At 64.8% G+C, this 25,887-nt stretch carries 24 protein-coding genes; 7 read left to right on the forward strand and 17 right to left on the reverse strand.

All coding sequences use genetic code 11. The features are described 5' to 3' along the window. Positions 1-193: 193 nt before the first annotated feature. From pstS to ABB27_RS00600, 6 genes are all read right to left on the reverse strand, one after another. Positions 194-1,213: a phosphate ABC transporter substrate-binding protein PstS gene (gene pstS, locus ABB27_RS00575; RefSeq protein ID WP_057626228.1), complete on the reverse strand. Its 1,020-nt coding sequence runs from the start codon at positions 1,211-1,213 to the stop codon at positions 194-196. Between the two features lie 117 nt (positions 1,214-1,330). Next, positions 1,331-2,110, reverse strand: a complete 780-nt coding sequence (locus ABB27_RS00580) for a PA3715 family protein (RefSeq protein ID WP_057626230.1) — start codon at positions 2,108-2,110, stop codon at positions 1,331-1,333. Between the two features lie 279 nt (positions 2,111-2,389). Then, complete coding sequence (locus tag ABB27_RS00585; RefSeq protein ID WP_057626232.1) at positions 2,390-3,598, reverse strand: OprO/OprP family phosphate-selective porin; 1,209 nt, start codon at positions 3,596-3,598, stop codon at positions 2,390-2,392. 169 nt (positions 3,599-3,767) lie between these two features. Next, positions 3,768-4,409, reverse strand: a complete 642-nt coding sequence (nth, locus tag ABB27_RS00590) for an endonuclease III (RefSeq protein WP_057626265.1) — start codon at positions 4,407-4,409, stop codon at positions 3,768-3,770. A 152-nt stretch (positions 4,410-4,561) separates the two neighbouring features. Beyond that, positions 4,562-4,921 carry a hypothetical protein gene (locus ABB27_RS00595; RefSeq protein WP_057626267.1) on the reverse strand — a complete coding sequence of 120 codons (360 nt, stop codon included), beginning with the start codon at positions 4,919-4,921 and terminating at the stop codon, positions 4,562-4,564. A 7-nt stretch (positions 4,922-4,928) separates the two neighbouring features. Further along, entirely contained in the window at positions 4,929-5,711 is a 783-nt protein-coding gene (locus ABB27_RS00600; protein WP_057626234.1) for an enoyl-CoA hydratase-related protein, read from the reverse strand. A gap of 168 nt (positions 5,712-5,879) precedes the next feature. Between ABB27_RS00600 and ABB27_RS00605 the strand changes: the two genes are divergently transcribed. Further along, entirely contained in the window at positions 5,880-6,581 is a 702-nt protein-coding gene (locus ABB27_RS00605) for an FKBP-type peptidyl-prolyl cis-trans isomerase N-terminal domain-containing protein (RefSeq protein WP_057626236.1), read from the forward strand. Positions 6,582-6,948: 367 nt separating this feature from the next. Here ABB27_RS00605 and ABB27_RS00610 read toward each other — a convergent pair whose 3' ends face one another. Then, the gene (locus ABB27_RS00610; RefSeq protein ID WP_057626238.1) at positions 6,949-8,637 is read right to left on the reverse strand and encodes a PA domain-containing protein; all 1,689 of its coding nucleotides are present in this window, start codon (positions 8,635-8,637) and stop codon (positions 6,949-6,951) included. Then, positions 8,634-9,065 carry a post-PEP-CTERM-1 domain-containing protein gene (locus tag ABB27_RS00615; protein WP_152984365.1) on the reverse strand — a complete coding sequence of 144 codons (432 nt, stop codon included), beginning with the start codon at positions 9,063-9,065 and terminating at the stop codon, positions 8,634-8,636. The genes ABB27_RS00610 and ABB27_RS00615 overlap by 4 nt, the downstream gene beginning before the upstream one ends. 347 nt (positions 9,066-9,412) lie before the next feature. On the opposite strand from ABB27_RS00615, the gene ABB27_RS00620 reads away from it, so the two are divergent. Genes ABB27_RS00620 through ABB27_RS00630 form a run of 3 tightly spaced genes read left to right on the forward strand, consistent with a single transcriptional unit; the run spans position 9,413 to position 12,103 of the window. Continuing rightward, complete coding sequence (locus ABB27_RS00620) at positions 9,413-10,216, forward strand: NUDIX hydrolase (protein ID WP_057626243.1); 804 nt, start codon at positions 9,413-9,415, stop codon at positions 10,214-10,216. Continuing rightward, a complete protein-coding gene (locus ABB27_RS00625; protein ID WP_057626245.1) occupies positions 10,213-11,115 on the forward strand; it encodes a sulfurtransferase in 903 nt (300 codons plus the stop codon). The genes ABB27_RS00620 and ABB27_RS00625 overlap by 4 nt, the downstream gene beginning before the upstream one ends. Positions 11,116-11,173: 58 nt before the next feature. Next, the gene (locus ABB27_RS00630) at positions 11,174-12,103 is read left to right on the forward strand and encodes a DUF1684 domain-containing protein (RefSeq protein WP_425477458.1); all 930 of its coding nucleotides are present in this window, start codon (positions 11,174-11,176) and stop codon (positions 12,101-12,103) included. Between the two features lie 37 nt (positions 12,104-12,140). Here ABB27_RS00630 and ABB27_RS00635 read toward each other — a convergent pair whose 3' ends face one another. Next, positions 12,141-12,704: an N-acetylmuramoyl-L-alanine amidase gene (locus ABB27_RS00635; RefSeq protein WP_057626246.1), complete on the reverse strand. Its 564-nt coding sequence runs from the start codon at positions 12,702-12,704 to the stop codon at positions 12,141-12,143. A 51-nt stretch (positions 12,705-12,755) separates the two neighbouring features. Between ABB27_RS00635 and ABB27_RS00640 the strand changes: the two genes are divergently transcribed. Next, entirely contained in the window at positions 12,756-13,283 is a 528-nt protein-coding gene (locus ABB27_RS00640; protein ID WP_057626248.1) for an alpha/beta hydrolase, read from the forward strand. Between the two features lie 132 nt (positions 13,284-13,415). Further along, a complete protein-coding gene (gene rlmKL, locus ABB27_RS00645) occupies positions 13,416-15,554 on the forward strand; it encodes a bifunctional 23S rRNA (guanine(2069)-N(7))-methyltransferase RlmK/23S rRNA (guanine(2445)-N(2))-methyltransferase RlmL (protein ID WP_057626250.1) in 2,139 nt (712 codons plus the stop codon). 177 nt (positions 15,555-15,731) lie between these two features. On the opposite strand, the gene ABB27_RS00650 is transcribed toward rlmKL, so the two are convergent. The 8 genes from ABB27_RS00650 to ABB27_RS00685 form a co-directional block, all read right to left on the reverse strand. Next, positions 15,732-16,064, reverse strand: coding sequence for a DUF3325 domain-containing protein (locus ABB27_RS00650; RefSeq protein ID WP_057626252.1), 333 nt, complete (start codon positions 16,062-16,064; stop codon positions 15,732-15,734). Then, positions 16,061-17,683, reverse strand: coding sequence for a PepSY-associated TM helix domain-containing protein (locus tag ABB27_RS00655; RefSeq protein ID WP_057626254.1), 1,623 nt, complete (start codon positions 17,681-17,683; stop codon positions 16,061-16,063). The genes ABB27_RS00650 and ABB27_RS00655 overlap by 4 nt, the downstream gene beginning before the upstream one ends. After that, positions 17,680-18,078, reverse strand: a complete 399-nt coding sequence (locus tag ABB27_RS00660) for a DUF3649 domain-containing protein (protein WP_082746475.1) — start codon at positions 18,076-18,078, stop codon at positions 17,680-17,682. Before ABB27_RS00660 ends, ABB27_RS00655 begins: the two co-directional genes overlap by 4 nt. 36 nt (positions 18,079-18,114) lie before the next feature. After that, a complete protein-coding gene (locus ABB27_RS00665; RefSeq protein WP_057626273.1) occupies positions 18,115-20,343 on the reverse strand; it encodes a TonB-dependent siderophore receptor in 2,229 nt (742 codons plus the stop codon). 504 nt (positions 20,344-20,847) lie between these two features. After that, on the reverse strand, positions 20,848-22,134 hold the full coding sequence (locus tag ABB27_RS00670; RefSeq protein WP_057626255.1) for a DUF445 domain-containing protein: 1,287 nt from the start codon (positions 22,132-22,134) through the stop codon (positions 20,848-20,850). A gap of 3 nt (positions 22,135-22,137) precedes the next feature. Next, a complete protein-coding gene (locus ABB27_RS00675; RefSeq protein ID WP_057626257.1) occupies positions 22,138-22,566 on the reverse strand; it encodes a hypothetical protein in 429 nt (142 codons plus the stop codon). Continuing rightward, positions 22,563-23,207, reverse strand: a complete 645-nt coding sequence (locus ABB27_RS00680) for a DUF5671 domain-containing protein (protein WP_057626260.1) — start codon at positions 23,205-23,207, stop codon at positions 22,563-22,565. Before ABB27_RS00680 ends, ABB27_RS00675 begins: the two co-directional genes overlap by 4 nt. A 51-nt stretch (positions 23,208-23,258) precedes the next feature. Next, positions 23,259-24,143, reverse strand: a complete 885-nt coding sequence (locus ABB27_RS00685) for a hypothetical protein (RefSeq protein WP_057626261.1) — start codon at positions 24,141-24,143, stop codon at positions 23,259-23,261. 155 nt (positions 24,144-24,298) lie between these two features. On the opposite strand from ABB27_RS00685, the gene ABB27_RS00690 reads away from it, so the two are divergent. Continuing rightward, the gene (locus ABB27_RS00690; protein WP_057626263.1) at positions 24,299-25,801 is read left to right on the forward strand and encodes an aldehyde dehydrogenase; all 1,503 of its coding nucleotides are present in this window, start codon (positions 24,299-24,301) and stop codon (positions 25,799-25,801) included. Positions 25,802-25,887 lie beyond the last annotated feature (86 nt).

Here is a 25,887-nt window from a genome sequence, read left to right on the forward strand (position 1 = left end):
GAGCATGGCTCCGCTCTACAGGTGAAGCCGAAGCCATGCCGCCCTGTTGTGCCGAGCCATGCTCGGCAGGGGCTTTACCGGTAATGCCTCTGCCGAGCATGGCTCGGCACTACAAAACAAGGCAAAAAAAAGCGCGGATCGCTCGATCCGCGCTTGAGACGACGAGGGAGAGAGGGACTCGCCGGCTCTTTACTCAATAATTCAGGTTCTGCTGCCAGTAGGTTTCAATCTGGCGCACCAACGGATCCGGCAGTGGCACGTAGTCCAGCTGGCGGGCCTGGGCGTCGCCGTTGGCGTAGATCCAACGGAAATACTCAACCGTTGCCTTGGCACCTTCAGCGCTCTTGGGCTGCTTGCGCATCAGGATGAAGTTGGTGGCGGTGATCGGCCATGCCTGCTCGCCCGGGGCGTTGGTCATCACCAGGTAGAAGTCACGGGCGTTGGCCCAGTCAGCGCTGGCAGCGGCAGCCGAGAAGCTCTCGTCACGCGGCTGTACGAAGTTGCCGGCGGCGTTCTTCATGCGCGAGAAGGTCAGGCGGTTCTGCAGTGCGTAGGAGAACTCGACGTAGCCGATCGAACCCTTGATCTGCTTGACGTAAGCGGCCACGCCTTCGTTGCCCTTGCCGCCGATGCCGGCCGGCCACTGCACGCTGGTGCCTTCGCCGACGCTGGTCTTCCAGTCGGCATTGACCTTGGACAGGTAGTTGACGAAGTTGAAGGTGGTGCCCGAACCGTCGGAGCGGTGCACGACGGTGATCTTGGTATCCGGCAGGGTCAGGCCGGCGTTCAGCGCGACGATGGCCGGATCATTCCACTTGGTGATCTTGCCCAGGAAGATATTGGCCAGGGTCGGGCCGTCCAGCTTCATCGCACCCGGCTCGACGCCAGCAACGTTGAGCACCGGCACCACACCGCCGATCACCGACGGGAACTGCACCAGGCCTGCCGAGGCCAGCTCTTCGGGCTTGAGCGGCGCGTCGGACGAGCCGAAGTCGACGGTGTTGGCCTTGATCTGCGCGATACCGCCGCCGGAGCCGATCGACTGGTAGTTCACGCGCTTGCTGGTGGCGGCGTTGTAATCGGCCGACCACTTGGACATGACCGGGTAGATGAAGGACGCGCCGGCGCCCGTGACATCGGCAGCGTTGGCGGCGAACACGGACGACGCAGCGAGAATGGCGATGGCTGCGCGCGATTTGATGGCGTGGATCACAAGTGGCTCCTGGGAGGTGTGAATGTGCGGTGAGTTCCGCCCGGCGCCTATTCCATAACGATTTGATGACAATGCAGCGTCTGTCATATGACGTTCAAATGACAGCAGCTTCCCCGCTCAGAATGTGGCCTCGATTGCGCTGGGCAGCGGATAACTGCGGCCCTGTGCACGCAGGTTGAAACTGCGCACCGGCAGCTCCTGGCGATCTTCGACGCAGTCGCCGGCGGCATCCTTGTGGCTGACAGTGCTGGTACTGCGCTCGCGTACTGTCAGCGTTGCCCAGCCTTGTGCCGGCAGCGGGCCCACTTCCAGCGTGCGCTTTGTTTCATTGAATTCACCGGCACAGCGGGTGTCCCATTCGCCGCCGCTGCGGGAGACGACGATCTGCCCGGTGATGGCCTTCAGCGCAGTGCCGTCGAACACCAGTAGCTGCAGGCGGGTATCACTGAAGGGATTGGGCTGCGAGGAGTTGCTGCGCGAACTGCGGATGCCGAAGGCGCGCACATCGGGCGCCAGGCGATAGCGCGCGGTATCCAGGCTCACGCTGTTTACCCGGATGGCATCGCTGCTCATCAGCTCCGGCAGGCGCAGGCCAGCACGCGGGCGCAGCGTGGCACTGTCCACAATCAGCACATCCAGATCGCCTTGTTGAACGTCGCCGTTGAATTCTTCCGGGCCCAGTACCGGCACCGCCATCAAGGTCAACGACGCGTCCGCTGGCCAGACCCGACAAGCGGCGCGCTCTACGTCGATGGCCCAGCCGGGGCGATCGGGCAGGGCATTGATATCGCGTTGCGCATAGGCCTGGGCGATGCGCGCAGCGCTGTCATCGCCACAGTCCTGGGCGACGCTGGTGAAGGGCAGGCAGAGCAGCAGTACAAGCAGGCAGGTGCGCATGGATCCGTCCGGTTGATGCGCCCCTGAGGTTTGTTGTGGGAGCGGCGTGAGCCGCGAAGCTTACACAGCTTCAGATCGCCGGGGACAACCGCCTCGTCGCAGCTGTCGGCATGTGGGAGCGGCGTAAGCCGCGAAGCCGACAGATCTTCAGATCGCAGGGTCAGCGTACGCATCCAGACCATCAGCTTCGCGGCTTACGCCGCTCCCACAACGATGCCGGTCCAGCGGAACAAAGAACGCCCCTTGCGGGGCGTTCCAGGTATTGCAGGCAGCGATTGCTTACCAGAAGAACTGCAGGCGGGCTTCCAGGATGTCCGGCTTGTCGCTGACGAACTTCTTGCTGGCCGAGGCGTATTTGTTGCTGTCGACCATCACGTAGTTCAGCGAGGCCTTGAAGTTGGAGCGCCAGTACCAGTTGGCACCGACGGTCCAGATGTCCATCTTGCCGCCGAGCACGCCGTCCACCAGCGGGGTGCCGCCGACAATCGCCGGTGCCTTCAGGCCGCCGTCGTTGAGATCGATGTGATCGAAACGTGCGCCCAGCTGCCACATGCCGCGGCCCGGTTCGTCCGGCAGGCCCAGGCTCGAGGTGCCGCCCTTGTAGCCCCAGGTCTCGCCGGTGACATTCCACACGCCGCTGATGTAATAGCCGTCGGTGCTGTAGTTGTCGTGGTCGTAGCGCTTGGCCTTGGAGCTGTAGTACTCGCCCTGGGCCTTGAACGGGCCACGCACGTACATGGCTTCGGCGCCGATGGTGCTCAGGCGGTCGGTGTCCTTCAGGTCGCCACTGTCGACCAGGCGCACGGTGGCAAGGTCGGCGTTCGGGCGCGCGCGCAGGCGCAGCAGGTCGGCGTCGGTGTCGTAATCGACGTAGCTCAAACCCAGGTGCAGGATGTTGCCCTTCTCGTTGATCGGGGCGAAGGTGCCGCGCACGCCGTAGCCGCTGCCGTGGGCCAGGTCACGGGTCAGCTCGCGGCCGAAGGCCGAAGCGGTGACTGACCAGTTGGCATCGCCGAGGCCGTAGCCGACGCCGAGGCGGCGGGCGACCGCATAGGTATTGGTGACGGTGGCCTTGGAGATGAAGTCGTTGTTCTTGGTGCTGGACAGTTCTTCCAGGCTGTTGGGCTGCTTGAACTGGCCGGCCTGCAGGAAGTGGTTGCTGTTGCCGCCCAGCTTGTACTTGACGTTGGTGTCCAGGAACTTGTCGGCCTTGGCGTCGTAGCCAACCACCCACTCGATGTTGCCCGGGCCCTTGCCCTTCAGCACCAGCTCGGCGCGACGCAGCTCGAACTCGCTGTCCTTGCCGTTCTTGGCGACGCCGTTCAGATCGGCCTTGTCATTGCTGAACCAATTGCCGTCAGCCTGTACCAGGCCTTCAAAGGTGATCTCGGAACCGCCAATAACGTCGATGGCGACTTCAGCGTGTGCAGCCGGCGCGAACAGTGCAGCAGCCACGGCCGCAGTAAGGAGTTGGCGATGCAGTTTCATTGGGTGGGTAGCCTTGCAGGCGGTTGGAGGTTGCTGCGAAGGCTAGGGCGTAAAGATTGCGTAAATGTGACAGTCCGGCGACCAGCTTGCGCCCGCCAGCGCAAGGACCTGCGTATTGGGCCTTGGCGCTGTTACCGGAACGTGTCGTCCAGATGGCAGCCGCCGGCGCTCATGCAGCGTCGGCGGTCTTGTCCTTGAACTGGCACAGATCGCGGATAACACATTGCGGGCAATCCGGCTTGCGCGCCTTGCAGACATAACGCCCGTGCAGGATCAGCCAGTGGTGCGCATCCTGCAGGAACTCGGCGGGGATCACCTTCATCAAGCCATCCTCAACCGCGCGCACGTCCTTGCCGGGTGCCAGCCCGGTGCGGTTGGCGACGCGGAAGATATGCGTGTCCACCGCCATGGTCGGCTGGCCGAAGGCGGTGTTGAGCACCACGTTGGCGGTCTTGCGGCCGACCCCTGGCAATGCTTCCAGTGCGGCGCGCTCGGCCGGCACTTCGCCGCCGTACTTCTCGACCAGGATCGCGCAGGCGGCAATCACGTTCTTGGCCTTGGCGTTGAACAGGCCGATGGTGGCGATGTAAGGCTTCAGTCCTTCCTCGCCCAAGGCAAGAATGGCCTGGGCGGTATTGGCCACCGGGAACAGCTTGCGGGTGGCCTTGTTGACGCCCACATCGGTGGCCTGTGCCGACAAGGTCACCGCAACCAGCAGCTCGAACGGCGAGCTGTATTCCAGCTCGGTGGTGGGGTGCGGGTTGAGCTCGCGCAGGCGGGTGAACATCTCCAGCACCTGCGCAGCGCTCATGCGCTTGCTGCCACGGCTTGCCAGTGGCTTGCGTGGCGCAGGTTTGGGAGTGGTGGCCTGCTTGCTGGCGATGGGCTTGGCGCCGGTCTTTTTTGCGATCACTTTTTTGCCGACAGCCTTCTTGGCCGCCGCCTTTTTCACGGGTGCTGCTTTCATGCGTTGGGGTTCCCTGCCGCGCGTGCCTTGGCCCGGGCCAGGATGACTGCCGCCGCCGAGGGCAGGGCGGGTTTGCTGTCGGCGGTAGGCGGTGGTGCGCGGCGTGCCTGGCGCTCAGCCGCGCGCCGTTCGAGGCGGGCGGCACGTGCCCGGTAACGCTCGCGTGCGGCCCACGCCGTGCGCAGCTGCTGCTGGGCCAATTGCAGCTGCTGCGGCAGCTGCGGGTAGGCCGGATCCAGCAGCGCATCGCCGGGCTGTGGCAGGTAGTCCATCAGCCCGGCGCGCAGCGCTGCATCCAGATCATCGTCCAGCACAAATTGCAGCAACTGGCGGGGTGGGGTGCTTGCGGTAACCATGGACAACTCAGTGGTTCTTGAATTCCGGTTTGCGGCGTTCCAGGAAGGCGCTGGTGCCTTCACGCATGTCCTGGGTGGAAAACACCAGGCCGAACTGCGCGCTTTCGTATTCCAGCCCTTCCTCGATGCCGCATTCGCCGCCGACATTGATCGCATCCAGAATGCCGCGCAGGGCCAACGGTGCGGCATTGGCCAGCTGTTCGGCCAGCTGGGTGGTCTGCGCTTCCAGCTCGGTAGCGGCAACCACGCGGTTGACCAGGCCCAACTGCAGCGCACGCTCGGCGCTGATCGGCGCGCCCAGCAGGCACAACTCCAGCGCAGCGGCGCGGCCGCCCAGGCGCAGCAGGCGCTGGGTGCCACCAAATCCCGGCACCAGGCCGAGGTTGATTTCCGGCTGGCCCAGCTTGGCGCTGTCGGCGGCGATGCGCAGGTGGCAGGCCATGGCCAGTTCCATGCCGCCGCCCAGCGCAAAACCATTGATCATGGCGATCACCGGCTTGTTCAGGCGCTCGATACGGCGCATCAGGCGCTGGCCGACCAGCGAGAAATCGCGGCCCTGGACCGGGGTCAAGGTATTCATTTCGGAGATATCCGCGCCGGCGACGAAGGCTTTGCTGCCGGCCCCGGTCAGAACCACGACTCTTACGTCTGCGGCCTGGGCCGCCTCGGCAAAGGCTGCATCCAGCGTTTCCAGGGTCTGGCGGTTGAGCGCATTGAGCTTTTCCGGGCGCTGCACCGTGATGGTGCGGATGCCTGCGTGGGTGCTGATCGAAACCGGTGCATCGGACATACGGGCGGAACCTCAAAACGTTAAAAAAAAGTGAGGAATTGAACTCTTTTAACCGACGGCGGTCATAGAACGCGTCGTCAGTGGCGGACAGCCTTTGTGACGGCTATCCTAACCCGTCGCCTCTAGCGGCATGTTTGCCCTGAGACACCTTTCCTGGAGAACTGTTTGATGAAGTTGCGTTCTATCGCGGTCGCCGTGGCCGCCCTGGCCGTCACCGGCACTGCTTTCGCCCAGGACATCGCGTCCGAGAAGGGCAAGCTGAGCTATTACTTCGGCTATGACTACGGCAACAACCTGGCCGAGCTCACTGGCCGTGGCGAACAGCTGGATATCGCTTCGGTGGTCAAGGGCCTGCAGGACGCCTATGCCAAGAAGCAGCCGGCCATCACCGCCGATCAGCTGAAGCCGGCCGTGGAAGCGTTCCAGCGTCGTGAGCAGAGCCGTGCCCAGGCTGCCAAGGCCGAGTACGAAAAGGCCGCTGCCGAAAACAAGACCCGCAGTGACCAGTTCATTGCCGCCAACAAGGCCAAGGCCGGCGTGCAGACCCTGGCCAGCGGCGTGCAGTATCGTGTGATCGAAGCCGGTGCCGGTGCCAAGCCGACCCAGGCCAGCACGGTTGCGCTGGAAGTTGCCGGTCCGTTCCCGTACGGCCAGCGTCCGACCGAAGCACGTCCGGCCCAGTCGATCCCGTCGATCAAGCTGAGCGAAGTCGAGATGGCTGCCATGCGCGAAACCCTGCTGCAGATGCCGGCCGGCGCCAAGTGGGAAGTCACCCTGCCGCCGGAAAAGGCCTACGGTGCTGACCCGCGCACCCCGTTCCCGCCGAACGTGGCTGTGCAGTTCGAAATCAAGCTGGTCAGCGTCAAGTAATAGCGCGCCAGTGATGCAATAAAAAAAAGCGCCGGTGGCAACACCGGCGCTTTCTTTTTGCCTGCAATCGCATGTAGTGCCGAGCCATGCTCGGCAGGGGCTTTACCAGCGACACCAGGAGCAGCCCTTCATCATCGATCAGCCCGGTGCGCGCTACTGGCCAAGACCGCGGGAGCCGACCATCGAACTCGGGTAGTTGCAGAGCAGGTCGCTACCAGTGCTGTGCAAAACAAAAGAAGAGCCGGCGCCATAAAGGCGCCGGCTCTTTGTTCACAGTCCAGTGCTGATTCCGGAAGAGCTGCTGGTGTCGCTTGTGAAAGCCCTGCCGAGCATGGCTCGGCACTACCGGCAATCTCTTCCACTGGATTTACGGCGACGTCACCTTGGCCGCGCAGGTGCGGATGCCGGCTTGTTCGACCGTGCTGATCATGCTGGCCGCTTTCAACGAGGCAGCGGTGTCGTTCATGCAGCGCAGGTAGAGCGCCCGGTTGCCGTTGGCGGTGGTACGGCACAGGCGGTCCTGCGCCTGCACGTTGGCGCCTGCGATCAAGCCCGGGTTCTTGAACAGCTTCACCCCCGTATCGCAACTGCCGATGCGTGCGGTGCCTGCATTCAAGCTCCAACCTTCGTCGACAAACGCCGCCAGGGTCAGGTCAACCATGCGTCCTGCATCGGTGTTGGGACTGTTGGCCGGCTCCATCAACGCATCGGGTACCAGCACACTTTCAAAGTGCGAGAACGTGGATCCGCCTGCCACGATGGCCGGTGCATACAGCAACGGTCGTCCGCTGGAGTCGGCGCCGGCGAACTGACCGGCCACCTGGCCCAGCGCAGCGGTCAACGGTGTGCCTGCCTGCGCTGCTGTCTTGATCAGGTTGGCATCGGCCAGGTTGACGCTCAGGGTCGGGATGGTGGCATTGACGCTGGCATCTTCGGCCATGCCCGGTGCGGTGCCCGGGTCGCCGGAGCTGGCCACATTGCCGATGATGGCTGCAACCGCCCCTGCCGCCTGCGCATTGGCCGCCTTGATCTCAAACGCACAGCTGCCGCGATTGACGTAGGCCACCTTGCCACTGAGGCTGCCGGCAGGCAGGGCTTCACAGGCGTCGGCGGTGTCGGGACCGGTACCGTCGTTGGCAACCACAACCGGGCCGGCGAAGTTGGCCGGGGTGGCCGCAGGGCCGAACGAGGCGGTGCCGAAGAACTGCGTCTTCACGCTGCTGCCGTTGACCGACAGCACGACCGCCGGGTCGAGCCACTGCGGGGTCTGCGCGCGGGTGGTTGCGCCATTCCACGCAGGTGCACCGCGGGTCTTGATCGCGGTGACGCGCAGCGCGTTGGTCATGCTGGCTTCGGTGAAGCGCTTGCCGGACAGGTTGTCGAACGCGTTTTCGGTATAGACGTCCGAGTAGCCGTAGTACTGCGGAATGCCGACACGCTCACCCAAGCGGCCGGTGGTGTAGCCGACGAAGCCGGAGAAACCCAGGCCGTGGCCGATTTCATGCATCACCACATCCAGGAAGCTGATGAGGTTCTCCGGGGCGTTGCCGTCCAGCCCGTAATACCAGCCCGAGCCGGTCATGCATGGCGTGCCGTCCGGGTTGCTGCCACCCAGGTTGGCATTGAAGCGGCTGGTGATGTCGGTGCCGGCGGCACTGATGGTGATGCGACTGCCGTTGAGCGCGTTGGCCAGTGGGGCGTGATAGATCATGCCCAGCTCGGCGCCGGAGGGCGGCGTGGTTGCGATCCAGGAGGCGCCGGCTGAGCCGAGGGTGCCGCCGGTGGCGGTGCAGGTCAGATCCTGGAAGCTGGCGCCGACGAAGGTTTCCACATCGCTCTGCAGTACCGCACCCCACAGATCGGCGGCGAACTGGTAAACGATGCGGCGTTGCTCACCAACGCTCTTGCCGGGGTTGCCACCTTCGGGCGCGCGTAGCGTGGGATCGTTGAGGCCTATGCCGGCAGGATCCTGGTTGATCGGAGTGATGATGGCGGCGTTGGCCGTGGCGCCGAACAGGGCGCTGCCGATGACGGCGGAAAGCAGCAGCGTCTTCATTCGGACACCTCCTGCCGGCCATGCGAGAGCGGGGCGCCGTTCTCCAGCATCTGCACCTTACCGTTGGCGTCGCGTTCAACGCTCAGCGAGTTCATCGCGGACAGCGGCAGGTCGGCCGTGCTCATGCCGTTGCTATGTGCGCGGACGGTCTTGGCAGCGTCGGTGCCGGTCTGCGGAATGCGTGCCCAGGCCGCATTTGTGCCCGTGGCGCTGCGGCTTGCCGACGGCATGGCATTGGCCTTGTCGGAAAGTGCGCGGATTTCTGTATCGGTGAGCTTGCGCAGTTTGCCGGTCTTGGCATCGATGCCGGCGACCATGCCGCTTTCGGTAGGGGTACTTGGGTTGCCGTCCGTTGGCGGCTCATGGGCCTGTACTGAAAGGCTGGCCGAAAGTGCCAGCGCCGATAACAACAAGGAGGGTTTTGCCATTCTCATTTCCGGGCTCCGCTACAGAGTGAAAAGCGATAAGGCTCCATCCGCATGCAGGCCAGACTCGTGTCGAACAGTCACGCTGATCGAACGCGCGTCCAGCGCATTGGATGATTCGTGTTCCCCCTGTCGGCAGCTGCAGTGTGCCCGCAGATGAACCCATGCTCAACCGGAAATTGATGTTCGTCACAATAATGGCGTATCGGGCTGGTGCGGCGGTTGTGCTGAATTGGAAGGGTTGACGGCGGTGGCATTGCCATCGTGGCAGCGCAAATTCAACGGAATCAATGTCCGGGAACTGGTCCACAGGGTTCGGCTCGCGCTACGCTAGCGTGATGTCTGAATTGATGGATGCACCTGCTCGTGTCATCTCCAGCCCCTGTATCGGCATCTGCGCGCTTGATGAACAGGGCTATTGCCGTGGCTGTTGGCGCAGCGGCGCCGAGATTGGCGGGTGGATGCGCATGAGTGAGGACGAACGTCGCCGCTTGATGGCGCAAGAGCTGCCACGGCGCTCGCGCGTAGCCGCAGCGTTTGCCGAGCAGCTGGCGGGGCGGGATCGCCTGCAACGGGCGCTCATGCCGCTGAACCAGGCACCGGGCGGGCAGGGCTGGAACCACTCGGAACTGGAAGATCTGCTGCCGCCTGGGCCGCCGGTGGAAGCGGCGGTGCTGGCCGGGCTGGTGCCGCGCGCGCAGGGAACCCAGGTGATACTCACCCGGCGTACCGAGGCGCTGCGCAATCATGGCGGCCAGGTGGGGTTTCCGGGCGGGCGCATTGAAACCCGGGACCGTAATCCACTGGCAGCGGCATTGCGCGAGAGCGACGAGGAAATCGCCTTGGCGCGCAGCCAGGTACTGGCGCTGGGCTATCTGGACCCGTTCATCACCATCACCGGGTTCCGGGTGACGCCGGTGGTTGCCGTGGTCGACCCGGCCTTCATTGCCCGGCCCGAACCGGGCGAGGTCGCCGAAGTATTCGAAGTGCCGCTGGACTACCTGATGGACCCGGCCAACCTGCGCCAGGTGGAAATCGAACATGGCGGACGTATCCGTCATGTCATGGAATACAGCTGGCCTGGTCAGCGCATCTGGGGCGCGACAGCGGCCATCCTTTACAACCTTCGTCGCCGCTTGGAGCAGCTGACATGAGCCAGAATGGAACCACGTGGAGCACCCTGGTCGATGTGGCCGAATTGGCCGGGGCCCTGGCGCAGCAGCAGATGCGCGTGATCGATGCCCGTGCTGTCGCAAGCACCGCGTTGCGGGTGGTTGATGCACGGTTTTCACTGGCCGATACACAGGCCGGCGCCGCCCAGTACGCAGCCGGACATATTCCTGGCGCGATCCATGCCGATCTGGAAAAAGACCTGTCGGACATGCGCAAGCAAGGCCATGGCCGGCATCCCCTGCCGGACAGCGAGGTCTTCGCCGCCACGTTGGGGCGCTGGGGGATCGATGCCGATACGCAGGTGGTGGTGTACGACGCGGCCGACGGCAGCATGGCCGCAGCGCGCCTGTGGTGGCTGCTGGGCCTGATCGGCCATCGCAAGGTGGCAGTGCTTGATGGCGGCCTGGCGGCATGGCAGGCGGCCGGCCATGCGCTGGAGGCGGGCCCTGTCACGGTGCCCCTCCTGCCGCCCTATCCGGGTCAGTTCGACATGCGCCAGGTGGTCAGTGCCGATGAGGTGCAGTCACGTCTGGCGCAGACCCCGGCCTGGTTGCTGGATGCACGGGCCGGCGAGCGTTACCGGGGCGAGGTTGAGCCGCTGGACCGGGTGGCAGGGCATGTACCCGGCGCCATCAACCGGCCGTTCGGCACCAGCCTGCAGGCTGGCCGCTTTCGGCCGGCACAGGAGCTGCGTGCGGAACTGCTGCCGTTGTTGGGCGGCCAGGCACCGGAACAGATGGCGGTGATGTGCGGCTCGGGGGTGACGGCCTGTCATCTGCTGCTGGGGTTTGCACATGCCGGTTTGCCCGGGCTGCGGGTGTTCAGTGACTCGTGGAGTGGCTGGTCCAGCGATGCAAGCAGGCCAGTTGCCAAGGGTTGAGTTGTAACGGCATCGCGCATTGGGTGCGATGCAGAAGCGTGGGTGCTTCGGGGGAAGCGTGGGCTTATACAAATTGCTCGGCGTAGTGCTGTTGGCGGCGGTTCTTGGGGCATGTGATGCGCCAGGCAGCGCTGTGTCCGCGGCTGACCAGCAGCAGTACCTGCGTGACGTCGAGCAATGGCGGGCGCAGCGGTTGGCAAGTCTGCGCGCGCCGGAAGGCTGGCTCAGCTATACCGGATCGGGCCGGCTCAAGACCGGTGCCTATCGGGTGGGCAGTGCGGCGAGCAATGACATCGTATTGCCCGGCGGCCCCGCTGAATTGGGCTTCCTGCAGGTGAGCAAGGACGGCCAGGCCAGCATCGACGCCAATACCCGCGCGGATGCGCGGATGAACGGGCAGCCGCTGCAGCGGGCGGTGCTGGTGCCCGGTGTTGCCCATGTCAACGAAGCCAGCCGCGTGCAGGTGGGCCAGTCCGAGTTCTACCTGGTGCGCACCGGCAGCATCCTCGGTTGGCGCTACCGCGACCCGCAGTCGCCGCGGCGGCTGGCTTTCAGTGGCATCGAGCACTTCCCGGTGGATCCGAAATGGAATGTGCGTGCGCGCTGGAATCCCTTCCCCAAGCCCAAGCAGGCCGTGCTGCTGACCTCGATCGGCACGCCGCTGCCGGCGCTGGTGCCGGGTGAGGCGGTGTTCGAGGTGGGTGGGCGCAGCTACCACCTGCAGCCGGTGCTGGACGAAGCCGCGCCGGTATCGGAGCGCCTGTTCTTCCTGCTGTCCGACCGTACAAGCGGCCGCGAAACCTATGGCGGGGCGCGCTATCTGTACGCGGCGCCGCCCAAGGATGGCATGGTGCAGCTGGACTTCAATCGCGCCGAGAACCCGCCCTGCGCGCTGACTCCGCATGTGGTCTGCCCGATCGCACCGGCGATCAATCGGCTGGATCTGGCGGTGACCGCCGGCGAGAAGTTCCAGTACCTGGCGCAGTAGCACTACCGACCTCGGCGGGCCGGTGCCGCCGCCGCGTTCAGTCCGGCAGGCGTTGCAGGTCGATCGCGCGCAAGACCAGCTCCCAGGGGAACAGCGGGCCCGGATCCAGCTTGCGCTGAACGCTGCGGCTGGGATCATCGCTGGCGGGCTCCAGCGCTGTGTCCAGCTGCTCATGGCCGGCGATGTAGCGCAGCGAGGGCAATGCCTGCGGCAACCACTCCAGCAACCGCACCAAGGCCGCGATCTGCGCCTCGGGGTAGGGCTCGCTCATCACCTGGCTGTTGGAATCGAACCAGTTCGGCCAGCGGCCACGGTTGACCAGCTCGATACCGATCGAACGCGGGTTGATACCGCGCACGTGGTGGGCAACACGGTCCAATGCGATGTATTGCTGGATGCTGCCATCGCGGTCGATGTAGTAGTGGCCGCTGTTGCCGCTGCCATTGTCGTACAGGGCACGCTCGCCGTACTCGCGGGCGGTGGCCAGGTCCGGCAGTTCGGTGCAGTGGATCACCACCAGATCGATATCGGTGGGCTTGCGCTGCGCCAACAGGCTTTCGTAGGGCAGCGGTTTGGCAATGATGGGGGGCGGCAGGTGCATGGGTGGATGCTAGCATTCACCCATGAGTTCCCCCACGACTTGCCGCCAGCCATGAGCCGCGGCCATTGCATCCTTTCACACGGCTTCGAGAGCGGCCCGGACGCGACCAAGGTCACCGCGTTGGCCGATGTCGCGCAACGCCTGGGCTGGAGCCATGAACGCCCGGATTACACCGATCTGGACGCCAGGCATGAGATCAGCCGGGTCGGCGACGTGCCGGCGCGGCTGCAGCGGCTGGTCGAACGGGCGGCCGAAATGGCCACGCGCGGACCGTTGGTGCTGGCCGGCTCCAGCCTGGGCGCGTATATCTCGGCGATCACCTCGCTGCAGGTGCCGGTGGCGGGGCTGTTCCTGATGGTGCCACCGACCACGATGGGGCCGATGCCGGCGCTGGACGCCGCAGCCGTACCGATCAGCGTGGTCCATGCCTGGAATGATGAGCTGATCCCGGCCGCCGATGTCATTGCCTGGGCCGCCGAGCGCAAGGCGCGGTTGCTGCTGGTCAATGACGGCCACCGCTTGATGCGCCATGTGGACGCCTCCTGCCAGGCCTTTGAGGCCCTGCTGCGCGGTTTGTGAACGCGGCCGCGGCCTGAATCCGACGGCGTGGCGGGCAACTGCCTACAATAGCGGCCTTGGATGCCCCGGGGCCGGCCACCGTGCCTGTCCGCCTGGCTGGCCTGACTCCCTCTTCGAAAGTTGATATCTCCCGTGAATTTCTTTGTTTCCTGCGCCAAGGGCCTCGAATACCTGCTCGCCGACGAACTGCTGGCGATGGGCCTGCCGCGGGCGACCGCAACCATTTCCGGCGTCAATGCCGAAGGCGAGCTGCGCGATGCGCAGCGCGTGGTGCTGTGGTCGCGCCTGGCCAGCCGCGTGCTGTGGCCGCTGCAGGAGTTCGACTGCCCGGACGAGAATTCGCTGTACCAGGGCGTGGCGGCAATGCCCTGGGACCAGCACATCAGCCCTGAGCTGACCTTGTCGGTGGACGCACATGTGTCCGGCACCGCCATCACCCATGCGCGTTTTGCCGCGCAGCGGGTCAAGGACGGTGTGGTCGACAGCCTGCGCGGGCAGGGCATGGAGCGGCCATCGGTAAATGTTGAATTCCCGGACGTGCGCATCAACCTGTCGCTGCGCAAGGGCCGCGCCACGATCTCGATCGACCTGGGCGGTGGCCCGATGCATCGCCGCGGCTGGCGCATGGCGCAGAACGACGCGCCGCTGAAGGAAAACCTGGCCGCAGCCGTCCTGCTGCGCGCCAACTGGCCGAAGATCCATGCAGAAGGCGGCGGTCTGCTCGACCCGATGTGCGGCAGTGGCACCTTGCTGATTGAAGGCGCCCTGATGGCCGCCGACGTGGCACCGGGCCTGCAGCGCCATGGCAGCATCCCGCCCAGCCGCTGGCGCGGTTTTGACCAGGCGCAGTGGAAGGAATTGACGGCTGAGGCGCGTGAGCGCGAGCAGGTTGGCCGCGCTGCGCTCAAGCAGGTCATCCACGGCAGCGATATCGATCCGCAGGCGATCCGTGCGGCCAAGGAAAATGCCGAAGTAGCCGGTGTCAGCGAGGCCATCTGGTTCGGTGTGCGTGACGTTGCCGACGTGCAGGTGCCGCCGCAGGAAACCGGTTGTGTGGTCTGCAACCCGCCGTATGACGAGCGTCTGGCAGCCGATACCGTGCTGTACCGCCGTATCGGCGATGCGCTCAAGCGCGCCGTGCCGACCTGGCGTGCAAGCCTGCTGTGCGGCAGTGCCGATCTGGCCTTCGCCACCGGTCTGCGCGCGGCCAAGAAGTACCAGATGTTCAACGGTGCCATCGAGTGCGCGCTGATCGTCTGCGACCCGATTGCCGTGCCCGAGCGCGAGAACGCCGGCCAGCCGCGCGAGCTCAGCGAAGGCGCGCAGATGGTGGCCAACCGCCTGCGCAAGAACCTGAAGAAATTCAAGAACTGGCTGACCCGCGAAGGCATCACCTGCTTCCGCGCCTATGACGCCGATCTGCCGGAATACGCGGCTGCCATCGATGTCTACCGCGAAGATGGCGGCAAAGCCCGCACCTTCCTGCATGTGCAGGAATACGCTGCGCCGGCCACCATTCCGGACGCGGACGTGCGCCGTCGCCGCAACGAGCTGCTGGCGGCTGCGCGTGAGGTGTTCCAGGTGCCGGCCGAGCAGGTTGCATTGAAGTCGCGTGAACGTGGCAAGGGCGGCAGCAAGTACGGCCGCTTCGAGCAGCGCGGCGAGTTCATCCTGGTGCGTGAGAACGATGCGTTGTTGCGGGTCAATCTGTTCGATTACCTGGACACCGGCCTGTTCCTCGACCACCGCCCGCTGCGTACGCATATGGCGCAGGAATCGCGCGGCAAGCGTTTCCTCAACCTGTTCTGCTACACCGGCGTGGCCAGCGTGGAGGCGGCGGTTGCCGGCGCCTCGTCTACGACCAGTGTCGATCTGTCGGGTACCTACCTGCAGTGGTGCGCCGACAACCTCGCGCTCAACGGCAAGGGCGGCAGCCAGCACACGCTGGTGCAGGCCGATGCGGTGACCTGGCTGGAAGCGGAGAAGAACCGTTACGACGTGATCTTCTGCGATCCGCCGACCTTCTCCAACTCCGCGCGCGCTGAAGACTTCGACATCCAGCGCGAGCATGTACGCCTGCTGCGTGCGGCGATGGAGCGACTGACCTCGGACGGCGTGTTGTATTTCTCCAACAACTTCCGCCGCTTCAAGCTGGAAGAGAACGCCATCGCCGAATTCGCCAACTGCCGTGAAATTTCCGCACAGACCATCGGCCCGGATTTCGAGCGCAACGCCCGCATCCACCGCGCCTGGGAACTGCGCCGGGTTTAAATCGCGCGGCACCTGTAGTGCCGAGCCATGCTCGGCAGAGGCTTTCCCGGTAGTGCCCCAGCCGAGCATGGCTCGGCTCTACCATGCCCCCTCCCTTTGGCCGTAGGCCAAGGGGAGGGTTGGGGAGGGGTCGTTTTTGTTCGGGCCGGTAATGCCCCAACCGGGCACAGCTCGGCTCTACAACAGGTTGGCTGCAGCCACGCCTGCCACCGGCAAGGCCCACGCCAACGGCACGATCCAGCGTGGACGGTACGGGTACAGGCCAAATGCCAGCAGCAGGCCGGCAGCGGTCATCGCACCCAGCCACCACACGGGGCCCAATCCCCAGCCATCCCGCCACACGCATAGCGCCAGCGCGGCCGACAGCAGGCCCCAGCCCAGCCAGCGCCACAGCCGCATGCGCGCGCTGCTGGCAGCGGCTTTGCCATGCAGGTCCAACTGGTGTTTCTCCATTGCCAGCGACAAGGCAACAAAAGCGGCGAATGACAGGCCAAGCGCAAGCAACATCATGCGCTGGCCTCCGCGACGGTGGCGGCCTGTTGCCTGCGTTTCTTCTCGGCCGCACTCAACGGCGGTTGCCAATGCTGCATGCGCCAGCCGCAATAACCCAGCAGCACGCCGAAGGCGAGCATGCACAGGTCGAAGCCGGCCAATACCCAGTCACCACTGGCGATGGCCACGCCCAGGTTGCTGCGGGTGGTCAAGGCATTGAGCAACGGTATCAAGGCGAACATCGCCGCGCCTGCATACAACTGCCAGGCCCACATCATCCGCTTGGGCCAGATGAAGGCCGCCAGCAGCGATGCCGCCCATGCGTAGAAGAACACGCTGATCTCGGCGTCACTGCGTTCGGCCAGCTGCAGCGGAAGCAGGCGGTTGCCCCAGAAGTAGGCGGCAAAGGCAATCGGCAGGCCGGCGACGGCGCCGATATTCAGCGCATCCACCAGCCGCAGGCCAAAGCCGGTCTTGCCGGACTTGGCGTGCTTGGGTCGCTCCTTCACCGCCCACAACACCACGCCGCTGGCGACCATCAGGCAGCCGATCAATCCGGAAAGGAAGAACAGGCCGCGCAGGCCCCAATCGGCGAAACGCGCCAGATGCAGGCCGTACATGACGCCGCGTGTGGCGGTGGCACCTCCGGCGCTGGGGCTGGCTTCCAGCAGCGCGCCGCTGACTGCGTCAAAGCGCAGCGATGGTGTGTCTACCGACAGGCGCTTGCCGTCGCGTTGTTGGATATCGACCACCGCGTTCGCCGCACCTGGGCGATACACGGTGAAGCCGCCGATCTCCGCTCCGTTCCAGTGCTTGCGCGCGCTGTCCATCAACTGCTGGATCGGCACCGGTACCGCTTGGCCTTGCCCCGGTGATTCGATATCGGCCATGCGCGCGAAGGCTTCACTGAAGAAGGCGTCCTCGTCCTTGGGATAGGCGGTGCTCACACCCCAGGGCAGGTACATGAACATCAGGGTGACGATGCCGGTGTAGGTGATCATGGCGTGGTAAGGCAGTGCCATCACCGCGCTGACGTTGTGGAAGTCCAGCCACGAACGCAGGCCTTTCTGCGGGCGGAAGGTGAAGAAGTCCTTGAAGATCTTCTTGTGGGTGATGACACCGCTGATGATGGCCACCAGCATGAACATCGCGCAGAAACCGACGATGTAGCGCGCCCACACCACCGGAATGTAGTGCAGGTCGAAGTGCAGGCGATAGAAGAAGTCACCGCCGCGGGTTTCGCGTGCGGTTACCTCGTTGCCGGTGTTGGGATCGACCGTAGCATCACCGAAGCGACCGCCACCACGGCGCCGGCGTTTCTCGCCTTCGGCCGGTGGCTTGACCATGGATTCTGGGTTGCGCCAGAACATGCGCAGCGCCGGGTTGCGGGCGTCGGGCAGGGTAACGCTCCAGCTCTCGGCTTGTGGCGCCTTGTGCTGCAGGAAGCTGAGTGCGCGTGCGGCGGCATCGTCGGCGCTGACCGTGCTGCGCGGCAGTTCCGGTCGCATCCAGCGACTAATCTCTTCGCGGTAATAACTGGCGGTGCCGGCCATGAAGATCAGCAGCAACAGCCAGCCAACCAGCAGCCCGGTCCAGGTGTGCAGCCAGGCCATCGATTGGCGGAATCCGTTCTTCATGCCGCACCTCCCAGCCACTGCGTGGCCAACCAAAACAGTGCGGCCGGAATCACGATGCCTAGCCATGCACGCAGCGCGCTGCGGGTAGCGAATGCCCATAGCGCCGCGCAGGCGCAGAGCACGATCGCGATCAGCATGCCGGTCAGTACGGCCTGGCTGCGGGCGATGGGCAGCGCCACCGCGAAGAACATCGCGCTTGTCGCTGCCAGCGCATAGCCACCAACGATGGCGGCAAGCGAGCGCGACAACACGCCCAGCCAGGGGCGCGCGAAGAAGCCGAGAAGACGGTTGTACCAGGGGCTGGCAAGAGGCGTGCTGTCCACAGAAACCTGCAAAGTCGAATCAATACGGGCGCCACCGGCGTCGCGGTGGCGCGGAACAAGTCGGCCGTCCATGGCCGCCACTGCCTGGCAGTGGTTTCCCTGGAGGGATTACAGCTTCCAGCGTAGGCTCAGGCGCACATTGCGCGGCTCGCCCCAGTTGACGCCGTCATAGAAGCCGACGTTGCTGTAGTACTTCTTGTCGAGCAGGTTGTTGAGGTTCAACTGTGCGGAGAAGTTGTCGTTGAACTGGTAGCCGGCAAACGCATTGACCAGCACTACTGCGTCCTGGGTGATGGGTGATTTGTAGGTCTTGCCGCTGCTGAGGTAGTCATCGGCAGGGCGGTTGCTCATGCGCCAGATTTCGCTCTGCCAGGTCACGCCGCCGCCCAGCGACAGCCGGCTCCACGCGCCGCCGGGGCGCCAGCCGGTATTGAGGCGGAACGTATTGACCGGCGTGGTGGTGTTCTGGCGCACGCCCTGCTGGTTGCGGATCACCGTGTGCGCGTAGCCGGCCGACAGGTTCCAGTGTTCGCTGATGCTGCCCTGCGCTTCCACTTCCCAACCCTTGACCTTGTTGCCCTTGCCGGTGGAACGGTAGGCGCTGGAACCATCCGGCAGCGAGGCCTCCGGCACCGAGTCATCGATCTCGGCGACGTTGTCCTTGACGCCCTTGAACACGGCCGCCGATGCATTCATGCGGCCGTCGAACAGCTCGGCCTTGATGCCGGCTTCCCACATGTCGCCGACCACCGGCTCCAGGTAGTTGTTGTTCTTGTCGCGGTAGTTCTGCGGCTGGAAGATATCGGTGTAGCTTGCGTAGGCGCTGAACGACTTGCTGAAGTCATAGATCAGGCCGGCATAGGGCGTCAGCGAATCATCCGGCTTGTAACCGCCACGGGTGGTGCCCAGCAGTTTGCCGGAGGCGTCGCGGTCGTAGCTCCAGTTGCGGGTCTCCCAGCTGCCGTAGCGTGCACCGAGCACGGCCATCAGCGGATCGGCAAGCTGCAGGCGTGCGGCAACATAGGCAGCGCGCTGCTTGAGCTCATCGCGTGAGGACAGCCAGTTGTAACGATTGACCTGCAGCGGCGCCACGTCGCCGGTCCAGTGGCGCCAATCCGGAACCTTGTCGTAGCCGTCGGCGTAATCGAAGTCCGAGCCCGGCACCTCGCCCTTGCGTACCGATTGGCCCAGGCCGACCACCAGCTCGTGTTCGCGCCCGAACAGTTTGAACGGGCCACCAGCATTGAGGTCGAACACCTGCATGTCACCGCGTTCGCCGAACGCACCGATGAACGCACTGACGCCGCTGCCATCGGCGCGCGGATAGCCGGAGGCGCCATACCAGACATCGCCTTCGGTCTCGCGCTTGGAGCGGGTGTAGCTGGCCTTGATTGCCCAGTCGTGGCCCAGGCTCTGTTCCAGTCGCGCGAATGCGGTCTTCTCGACGATCGGCCAGCGGCTCCAACGTGCCGACAGATTGGTCGAACGCGGCAGCTTGGCCGGCTTGCCGTCCGCGCCCCAGTACGGCACCACGCCCCAGGTAACGCCCGAGGTTTCCGGTGATTGGTATTCGTAGCCGACTTCCAGCAGGGTGCTGTCGCTGAGGTCAGCCTGGACGATGCCGTAGAACACGTCCTTGTCCAGCTGATAGACATCGCGGAACGAATCGCTCTGCTGCTTGGCGGCGACGACACGCGCACGGATGCGGCCATCCAGGGCTATCGGTCCACCGATATCCGCTTCCAGGCGCTGATTGCCCCAACGGCCCAGCATCAGGTTGGCGCTCATCGCGAACTCGTCGGTGGGGCGCTTGCGCACGTAGTTGATGGTGCCCGAGGGATCACCTGCGCCGGTGGTCAAACCGGTGGCGCCGCGTACTACTTCGATGCGGTCGTAGATGACGCTGTCGTTGTTGGTCTTGATGTAGCCGCCGAAGGTATTGAGCATGCCATCAACCTGGAAGTTGTTGATGTTGTAGCCACGCGAGACGAAGCTGATGCGTTCGCTGTCGGTTACCGCTACATGCACGCCGGTTACCTGGCCCATCACATCGGACATCGCGTACAGGCCCATGTCATCCAGGCGCTGGCGGGTCAGTACGGTGACCGACTGCGGGGTGTGGCGCAGCGACAGATCCAGCTTGGTGGCGGTGCGTGCCTGCTTCACCGTGTACGAGGTGGGGATGTCAGCGTCGGCGACGACTTTGACCGTGTCCAGGTTGGTGGCCGAGGCGGGCGCCGCTTCTTCGGCAAATGAAGGCATTGCAGCACTGGACAGGGCAATGGAGAGCGCGACAGCCAATAGCGCGGGCTGCGGCAGGGTGGGGCGGGAGGGCATGTTGGATTCCTGTTGGGCAAAGGGGTTTGCCAACCGCAGGATTCGCGCACGGCGCAGCCCGCACGATGCGTGGATGCCCCGGGTATACCGCTCCCGCCAGTTGACCTGCATGCACGGCGCGGCCTGCCAGGGCGCGCGGCATCAGTTTGGATATCGGGGGTACACGGGGCGTGGCGGAACGATGCGTAGCATCCGTGCCGCACGAGGCTGGGCGTACTGCCTAGGTGCTAACGATAATTGTTCGCATTTGATTAAGCAAGCTGATGTGTCATTGCGGTGTTGGCAAGCATGGGCAGCAGGAAATTTGCAGGAGCGGCGTTTTGTGGGAGCGGCGTAAGCCGCGAAGCTGGCTGGCCTTCAATCGCGCGCACCCGCTGTAATCAGAAGATGCGTCCGGCTTTTGTCGGATACCGATGGTGCTTCGATCTGATGCGTTTTTGGCTTCGCGGCTTACGCCGCTCCCACAGCTCCCACAGCTCCCACAGCTCCTACAACGCTGCGGGCCTAGAATTTCAGCCAACCGGTCAGTGCATGCAGCAGCAGGCCGATCAGGCCGCCTACCAGGGTGCCGTTGAAACGGATGTACTGCAGGTCGCGGCCTACGCTCAGTTCCAGTTGCTCGACCAGCTTCTTTTCGTCCCAGGCCTTGACGGTCTGCGCGATGTGGCTGGTGACGCCGCTGCGCAGGCGATTGGTCAGCTTTTCCGCACCGGCCAGCATGTGCTGGTTGAGGGCGTCGCGCAGGGCGGGGTCGTTGCCGATGGTGGTGCCCAGCTTGCCCAGGCTGCGTTCCAGGTGGCCGGCCAATACCGAATCCTCGCGTGACAGATCAGCCCGCAGATATTCGTGCACACGCTGCCACAGGCCCTGCACATATTCCTGCACAGCCGGGTGGTCGATCACCTGTTGCTTGAGTGCATCAACCTTGGCCGCCAAAGCAGGGTCTTCGCGCAGGCGGCGCATGTAGTCGCCCAGCCACAGCGCATAGTCCTGGCGCAGCGGATGCTCGGGTTGCGAGAGGATGGCCTGCAGTTCTTCCAGCCCCGCGCGTGCGAGGCGATCGGCCAGCGAATCCCCGATCTCGTCGATTGGCTTGACCCAATCCACGGTGCTGGCCAGCTTCGGCCACTCCTTGCGGATGTAACGCACGATCAAGGCCGAGGCCTGCTGCCGCACCTTGTCGTTGTCCAGCCAGTGGGCGACGCGGGTAAGCCCTTCGTCGAGCACCCGCTGGTGGCGGTTGTCAGCGGTCAGCAGCCCAAGCAGTTCGCCGGCGGTGGCCGCTGCATTCCACTGCCGCAGCTGGGCTACCACGAAGCCCTGGATGGAGCGGCGCACGGCCGCCTCGTCGAGCAGATCCAGGGCCTGCACCGCCCAGCCGCGTGCCATGTCGGCCAGCATTTTTGCCTGCGCCGGTTGCGCCAGCCATTCGCCAAGACGGGTGGCGGGATCGAATACTTTCAGCTTGGCCAGCAGTGTTTCCGGTTCCAGGAAGTGATCGCGCACGAACACCGCCAGGCTGTCGGCGATGCGCTCCTTGTTGCGCGGGATGATGGCCGTATGCGGAATGGGCAGATTCAGCGGCCGCCGGAACAGCGCCACCACCGCAAACCAGTCGGCCAACGCGCCGACGGTGGCCGCTTCACAGAACGCCCCTATCCAGGCCCAGATGCCGCGCTCGCCGTTGATGTGGCTGACGATGAAGCCGGCCAGCATCGCCAGCAACATGGCCACGGCGTAAAGCTTGAGGCGGCGCAGTTGTGCGCGGCGCGGGTCGTCCTGCGGGCTCACGGCTTATTCGGCATCCTTTCCGCTCACCGTGCGGCGGAAGCAGTGGTTGCCGGCTGGGTGCGCCCATTCGCTGGCGCGGCCGGCCTGTGGGCCATCGGCGCTGCTGGTGTCGAACTGCGCGCACAGCTCGTAATGGGTGGCGTCCAGGGTCCGGTAGCTGTAGTCGGGGCCGCCGGCCGGGTCCTTGTAGGTCAGCACCATACCGGGCTGCGCAGCCAGTGCGAGGATGTTGGGCGGCAGCGCGTCGTTCTCACGCCAGTAGTTGTTGGCCGCGATCTCCAGCGTCCGCAGATGCGACAGGCGCGCCTCATCCAGGCGCTTGAGCCGCTGCTGCGACGGTGAATCGATGACCCAGACCCCGGCTGCAATCGCAGCCGCAGTGACAATGCCGGTCGCCCAAAGGACGCGGGTGCCCCAAGCGGTACGGCTCATGCCTCAACCTCCTCTTGGCGTAGATCCCACAGGTAGTACGAAAACACGGTGCCAGCGATCACGCCGACCACAAGCACTTTGAGCACGAAGCGAAGGCTCAGCTCGCCGCTCAGCAGGTTGTAGACCAGCGCGGTGAGGTCGCCGATAAGCACCGTGGCAGCGACGAACAGGGTCAGATAGGTGAGCCAGCGGCGCACCGGTGACAAACGCTTGATCGGGTGCTTGTCGACATCGCGGCTGACGCGATGGGCGGCGAAGGCGAACACCGGGAAGGCGATCACCAGCGCCGAGATCGCCCAGCGGATGCCACCGCTCAGGCGCAGCAATTGCCAATCGGGATCGGCCGGATCGGGCAGCGCGTACTGGATCAGCTGGAACAACAGGCTGCCCAGGTTCCAGGCGAAGAAGTACAGCGTGCTGAACAGCACCAGGTAGGCAAAGGCTTCGCGCGCCGACAGGGAGGCGCGTGGGCGGGGTACCGGTAGTGGGAAGTCCACCTCGGCCCAGCCATCGAGTACGCCGCTGATCTGCTGTTCGCTCCAGCCGGCGGCCAGCAAGGCGCTGCTGACCTGCTGGCGGCTGTGGCCGCGCATCAGGGCGTCGCGGACGAAGGTTTCTAGTTCCGGGGAGGCCGAGGCCATCTCATGCTCCTTGCAGGGATGACCGCAGCCTAGGGTGCCGGCTCAGCTCAATCAAGCGTCAGTCGGTTCTTCGACCTGGGAGGCCAGCATGCGCGCACGCAGTGCATCCAGTTCCATGCGCAGGGCCTGGTTTTCGGCGGTGAGCGAGGCCACGCGCTGGCGCAGGGTCTGAACTTCGGCGCTGTCGACGCCGGCAGCGTCCAGTCCTTCGGCCTCGGCCATGCTCAGCGGCTGCGAGGCGTCATCGGTGTCCTCGCGGGCCGCCTTGGGCTTGCGCTTGGCGTCACGCACGCGCTTGGCGGCCTGCTTCAGTTCGTCCTTGCCGCCACGTGCCGCGGCACGCTGTTCATCCTCGGGTAGGCTGGCCACGGTGGCCGCCGCGCTGAGCGAGATCGCGCCCACCCGCATGGCTTCGATCACCTCGGCGGTGGCGTGATCGTGAATCTTCTCGATCATGGTCACCTGGCTGGGGCTGAGCTTGGCTTCGCGGGCCAGATCCGCCTTGGACAGCTTGGGCGCTGGATCCCACGGCGGGCTGTCGTTGTCGGCGGCATCGCTGGGCGCTGCCTCACCCTCACTCTCGCGGCGCAGTTGTTCCTGCTCGCTGCGGCGGCGTGTTTCCAGGATGTCGCGCTTGCGCAGGGCCAGCACGCCGCGCTGGTAGTCCGACACGCTGCGGCGGCCCAGGTGCTGCTCGATCATCCACAGATGCACGTCGTCCATCGACTTGAAGCGGGTGTTCTGCACGGTATTGAACGGGATGTCGTGCTTGGAGCAGATGCCGTAACGGTTGTGGCCGTCGATCAGTACGTCGCCCCACAGCACCAGCGCGTCGCGGCAGCCCTCGGCCAGCAGACTGCGCTCCAGCGCGTCGTGCTCGTCCTGCGTGAGCGGATCGATATAGGCCTTGAGTTCTTCGTTGACGATGATGTCCATGAGCGCTGCCAGAAACGTGGAGCGGCATTGTGAAGCCCGCGGGGGCCACGGCCAACCCTTGCATTTAGCGGAAATAACAGGTCCATGTCGGTGCGCTACGGTGGCCGGCGTACCATCAAGGCCTGCTGCAACGTCTTCGTCACAAGGAACTCCGCATGAACAGCCCCCATATCCGTGAACAATGGCAGGCGTTGGCCGACGGCCTGTCGCTGCGTACCCGCGCGTTCATCAATGGCCAATATGTCGATGCGGCGTCTGGCGCCACTTTCGACTGCGTCAGCCCGATCGATGGACGGGTGCTGGGGCGGATTGCCGATTGCGGGCAGTTGGACATCGACCATGCGGTGGCGGCAGCCCGGCGTAGTTTCAACGCCGGGCACTGGTCGGCGCTGAAGCCGGTCAAGCGCAAGCAGGTTTTGCTGAAGATGGCGGCATTGGTTGAACAACACGCCGATGAACTGGCCGTGCTGGAAGCGCTGGACATGGGCAAGCCGGTTGCCGAGGCGCGCCGCGTCGATATCGGCGGGGTGATCCGCTGCATCCAATGGACGGCCGAAGCGGTCGACAAGCTCTATGGCGAGGTGGCGCCCACCGGCGCCAACGAACTGGGCCTGATCACCCGCGAACCATTGGGCGTGGTCGGCGCCATCGTGCCGTGGAATTTCCCGCTGCTGATGGCCGCGTGGAAGATCGCGCCGGCGCTGGCAGCGGGCAATTCGGTGGTGCTCAAACCGTCCGAGAAGTCACCGCTGAGCGCCTTGCGCTTTGCCGAGCTGGTAGCCGAAGCCGGTGTGCCGGAGGGCGTATTCAATGTGGTGCCGGGCAATGGCAAGGGCGCAGGCGAGCCGCTGGCCCTGCACATGGACGTGGATGGCCTGGTGTTCACCGGCTCGACTGCGGTGGGCAAGCGCCTGCTGCAATGTGCCGGCCTGTCGAACATGAAACGTGCCTACATGGAATGCGGCGGCAAGAGCCCGAACATCGTGTTTGCCGATGCGCATGATCTGGACAAGGCCGCCGAGGCCGCAGCCAGTGCCATTTTCTACAACCAGGGTGAAGTATGTACGGCGGGCTCGCGCTTGCTGGTGGAGCGCTCGATCAAGGATGCGTTTGTTGCCAAGGTCATTGAACACGGGCGGCACATGCAACCGGCGCACCCGTTCGAGCCCAAGGCGGCGATGGGGGCGATGGTGGATGAAGCGCAGGCCCAGCGGGTGCTCGGCTACATCGAACAGGGCACGGCCGAAGGCGCGCGTCTGTTGCTCGGTGGCAAACGTGCGGAGGTAGTTTCTGGTGGCTGCTACATCGAGCCGACCGTGTTTGATGAGGTAAGCCCGCAACAGCGGATTGCCCGCGAGGAGATTTTTGGGCCGGTGCTGTCGGTGATTGCGTTTGATGGTGAGCAGCAGGCCTTGCAGCTGGCCAACGACACCGAATACGGACTGGCCGCCGGTGTGTGGACGCGCGATGTTTCGCGTGCGCACAGGGTTGCACGCGGGCTGCGCGCTGGCAGCGTATGGGTCAATTATTGGGACGGCGGTGACATGACTGCGCCGTTCGGTGGCTACAAGCAGTCGGGCAACGGCCGCGACAAGTCGCTGCATGCCTTCGACAAATACACCGAGATGAAGGCGACCTGGATCAATTTGGAAGGCTGATATGCGGCTGCGCCCAAGGGGAGGGGCGACGCATGCAGCGCTGCGCGTTGCTCCCTCCCTTTCGCACAGCGAAGGGGAGGGTTGGG

Source organism: Stenotrophomonas terrae (genome assembly GCF_001431465.1).
GTDB lineage: Bacteria > Pseudomonadota > Gammaproteobacteria > Xanthomonadales > Xanthomonadaceae > Stenotrophomonas > Stenotrophomonas terrae.

Bases quoted from the DNA above. Each gene is read 5' to 3' on its own strand.
- ABB27_RS00580 (WP_057626230.1), bottom strand. From the start codon at position 2,110: ATGCGCACCTGCCTGCTTGTACTGCTGCTCTGCCTGCCCTTCACCAGC.
- ABB27_RS00585 (WP_057626232.1), bottom strand. From the start codon at position 3,598: ATGAAACTGCATCGCCAACTCCTTACTGCGGCCGTGGCTGCTGCACTG.
- nth (WP_057626265.1), bottom strand. From the start codon at position 4,409: ATGAGCGCTGCGCAGGTGCTGGAGATGTTCACCCGCCTGCGCGAGCTC.
- ABB27_RS00595 (WP_057626267.1), bottom strand. From the start codon at position 4,921: ATGGTTACCGCAAGCACCCCACCCCGCCAGTTGCTGCAATTTGTGCTG.
- ABB27_RS00600 (WP_057626234.1), bottom strand. From the start codon at position 5,711: ATGTCCGATGCACCGGTTTCGATCAGCACCCACGCAGGCATCCGCACC.
- ABB27_RS00605 (WP_057626236.1), top strand. From the start codon at position 5,880: ATGAAGTTGCGTTCTATCGCGGTCGCCGTGGCCGCCCTGGCCGTCACC.
- ABB27_RS00610 (WP_057626238.1), bottom strand. From the start codon at position 8,637: ATGAAGACGCTGCTGCTTTCCGCCGTCATCGGCAGCGCCCTGTTCGGC.
- ABB27_RS00615 (WP_152984365.1), bottom strand. From the start codon at position 9,065: ATGGCAAAACCCTCCTTGTTGTTATCGGCGCTGGCACTTTCGGCCAGC.
- ABB27_RS00620 (WP_057626243.1), top strand. From the start codon at position 9,413: ATGGATGCACCTGCTCGTGTCATCTCCAGCCCCTGTATCGGCATCTGC.
- ABB27_RS00625 (WP_057626245.1), top strand. From the start codon at position 10,213: ATGAGCCAGAATGGAACCACGTGGAGCACCCTGGTCGATGTGGCCGAA.
- ABB27_RS00635 (WP_057626246.1), bottom strand. From the start codon at position 12,704: ATGCACCTGCCGCCCCCCATCATTGCCAAACCGCTGCCCTACGAAAGC.
- ABB27_RS00640 (WP_057626248.1), top strand. From the start codon at position 12,756: ATGAGCCGCGGCCATTGCATCCTTTCACACGGCTTCGAGAGCGGCCCG.
- ABB27_RS00650 (WP_057626252.1), bottom strand. From the start codon at position 16,064: ATGATGTTGCTTGCGCTTGGCCTGTCATTCGCCGCTTTTGTTGCCTTG.
- ABB27_RS00655 (WP_057626254.1), bottom strand. From the start codon at position 17,683: ATGAAGAACGGATTCCGCCAATCGATGGCCTGGCTGCACACCTGGACC.
- ABB27_RS00660 (WP_082746475.1), bottom strand. From the start codon at position 18,078: ATGGACGGCCGACTTGTTCCGCGCCACCGCGACGCCGGTGGCGCCCGT.
- ABB27_RS00665 (WP_057626273.1), bottom strand. From the start codon at position 20,343: ATGCCCTCCCGCCCCACCCTGCCGCAGCCCGCGCTATTGGCTGTCGCG.
- ABB27_RS00675 (WP_057626257.1), bottom strand. From the start codon at position 22,566: ATGAGCCGTACCGCTTGGGGCACCCGCGTCCTTTGGGCGACCGGCATT.
- ABB27_RS00680 (WP_057626260.1), bottom strand. From the start codon at position 23,207: ATGGCCTCGGCCTCCCCGGAACTAGAAACCTTCGTCCGCGACGCCCTG.
- ABB27_RS00685 (WP_057626261.1), bottom strand. From the start codon at position 24,143: ATGGACATCATCGTCAACGAAGAACTCAAGGCCTATATCGATCCGCTC.
- ABB27_RS00690 (WP_057626263.1), top strand. From the start codon at position 24,299: ATGAACAGCCCCCATATCCGTGAACAATGGCAGGCGTTGGCCGACGGC.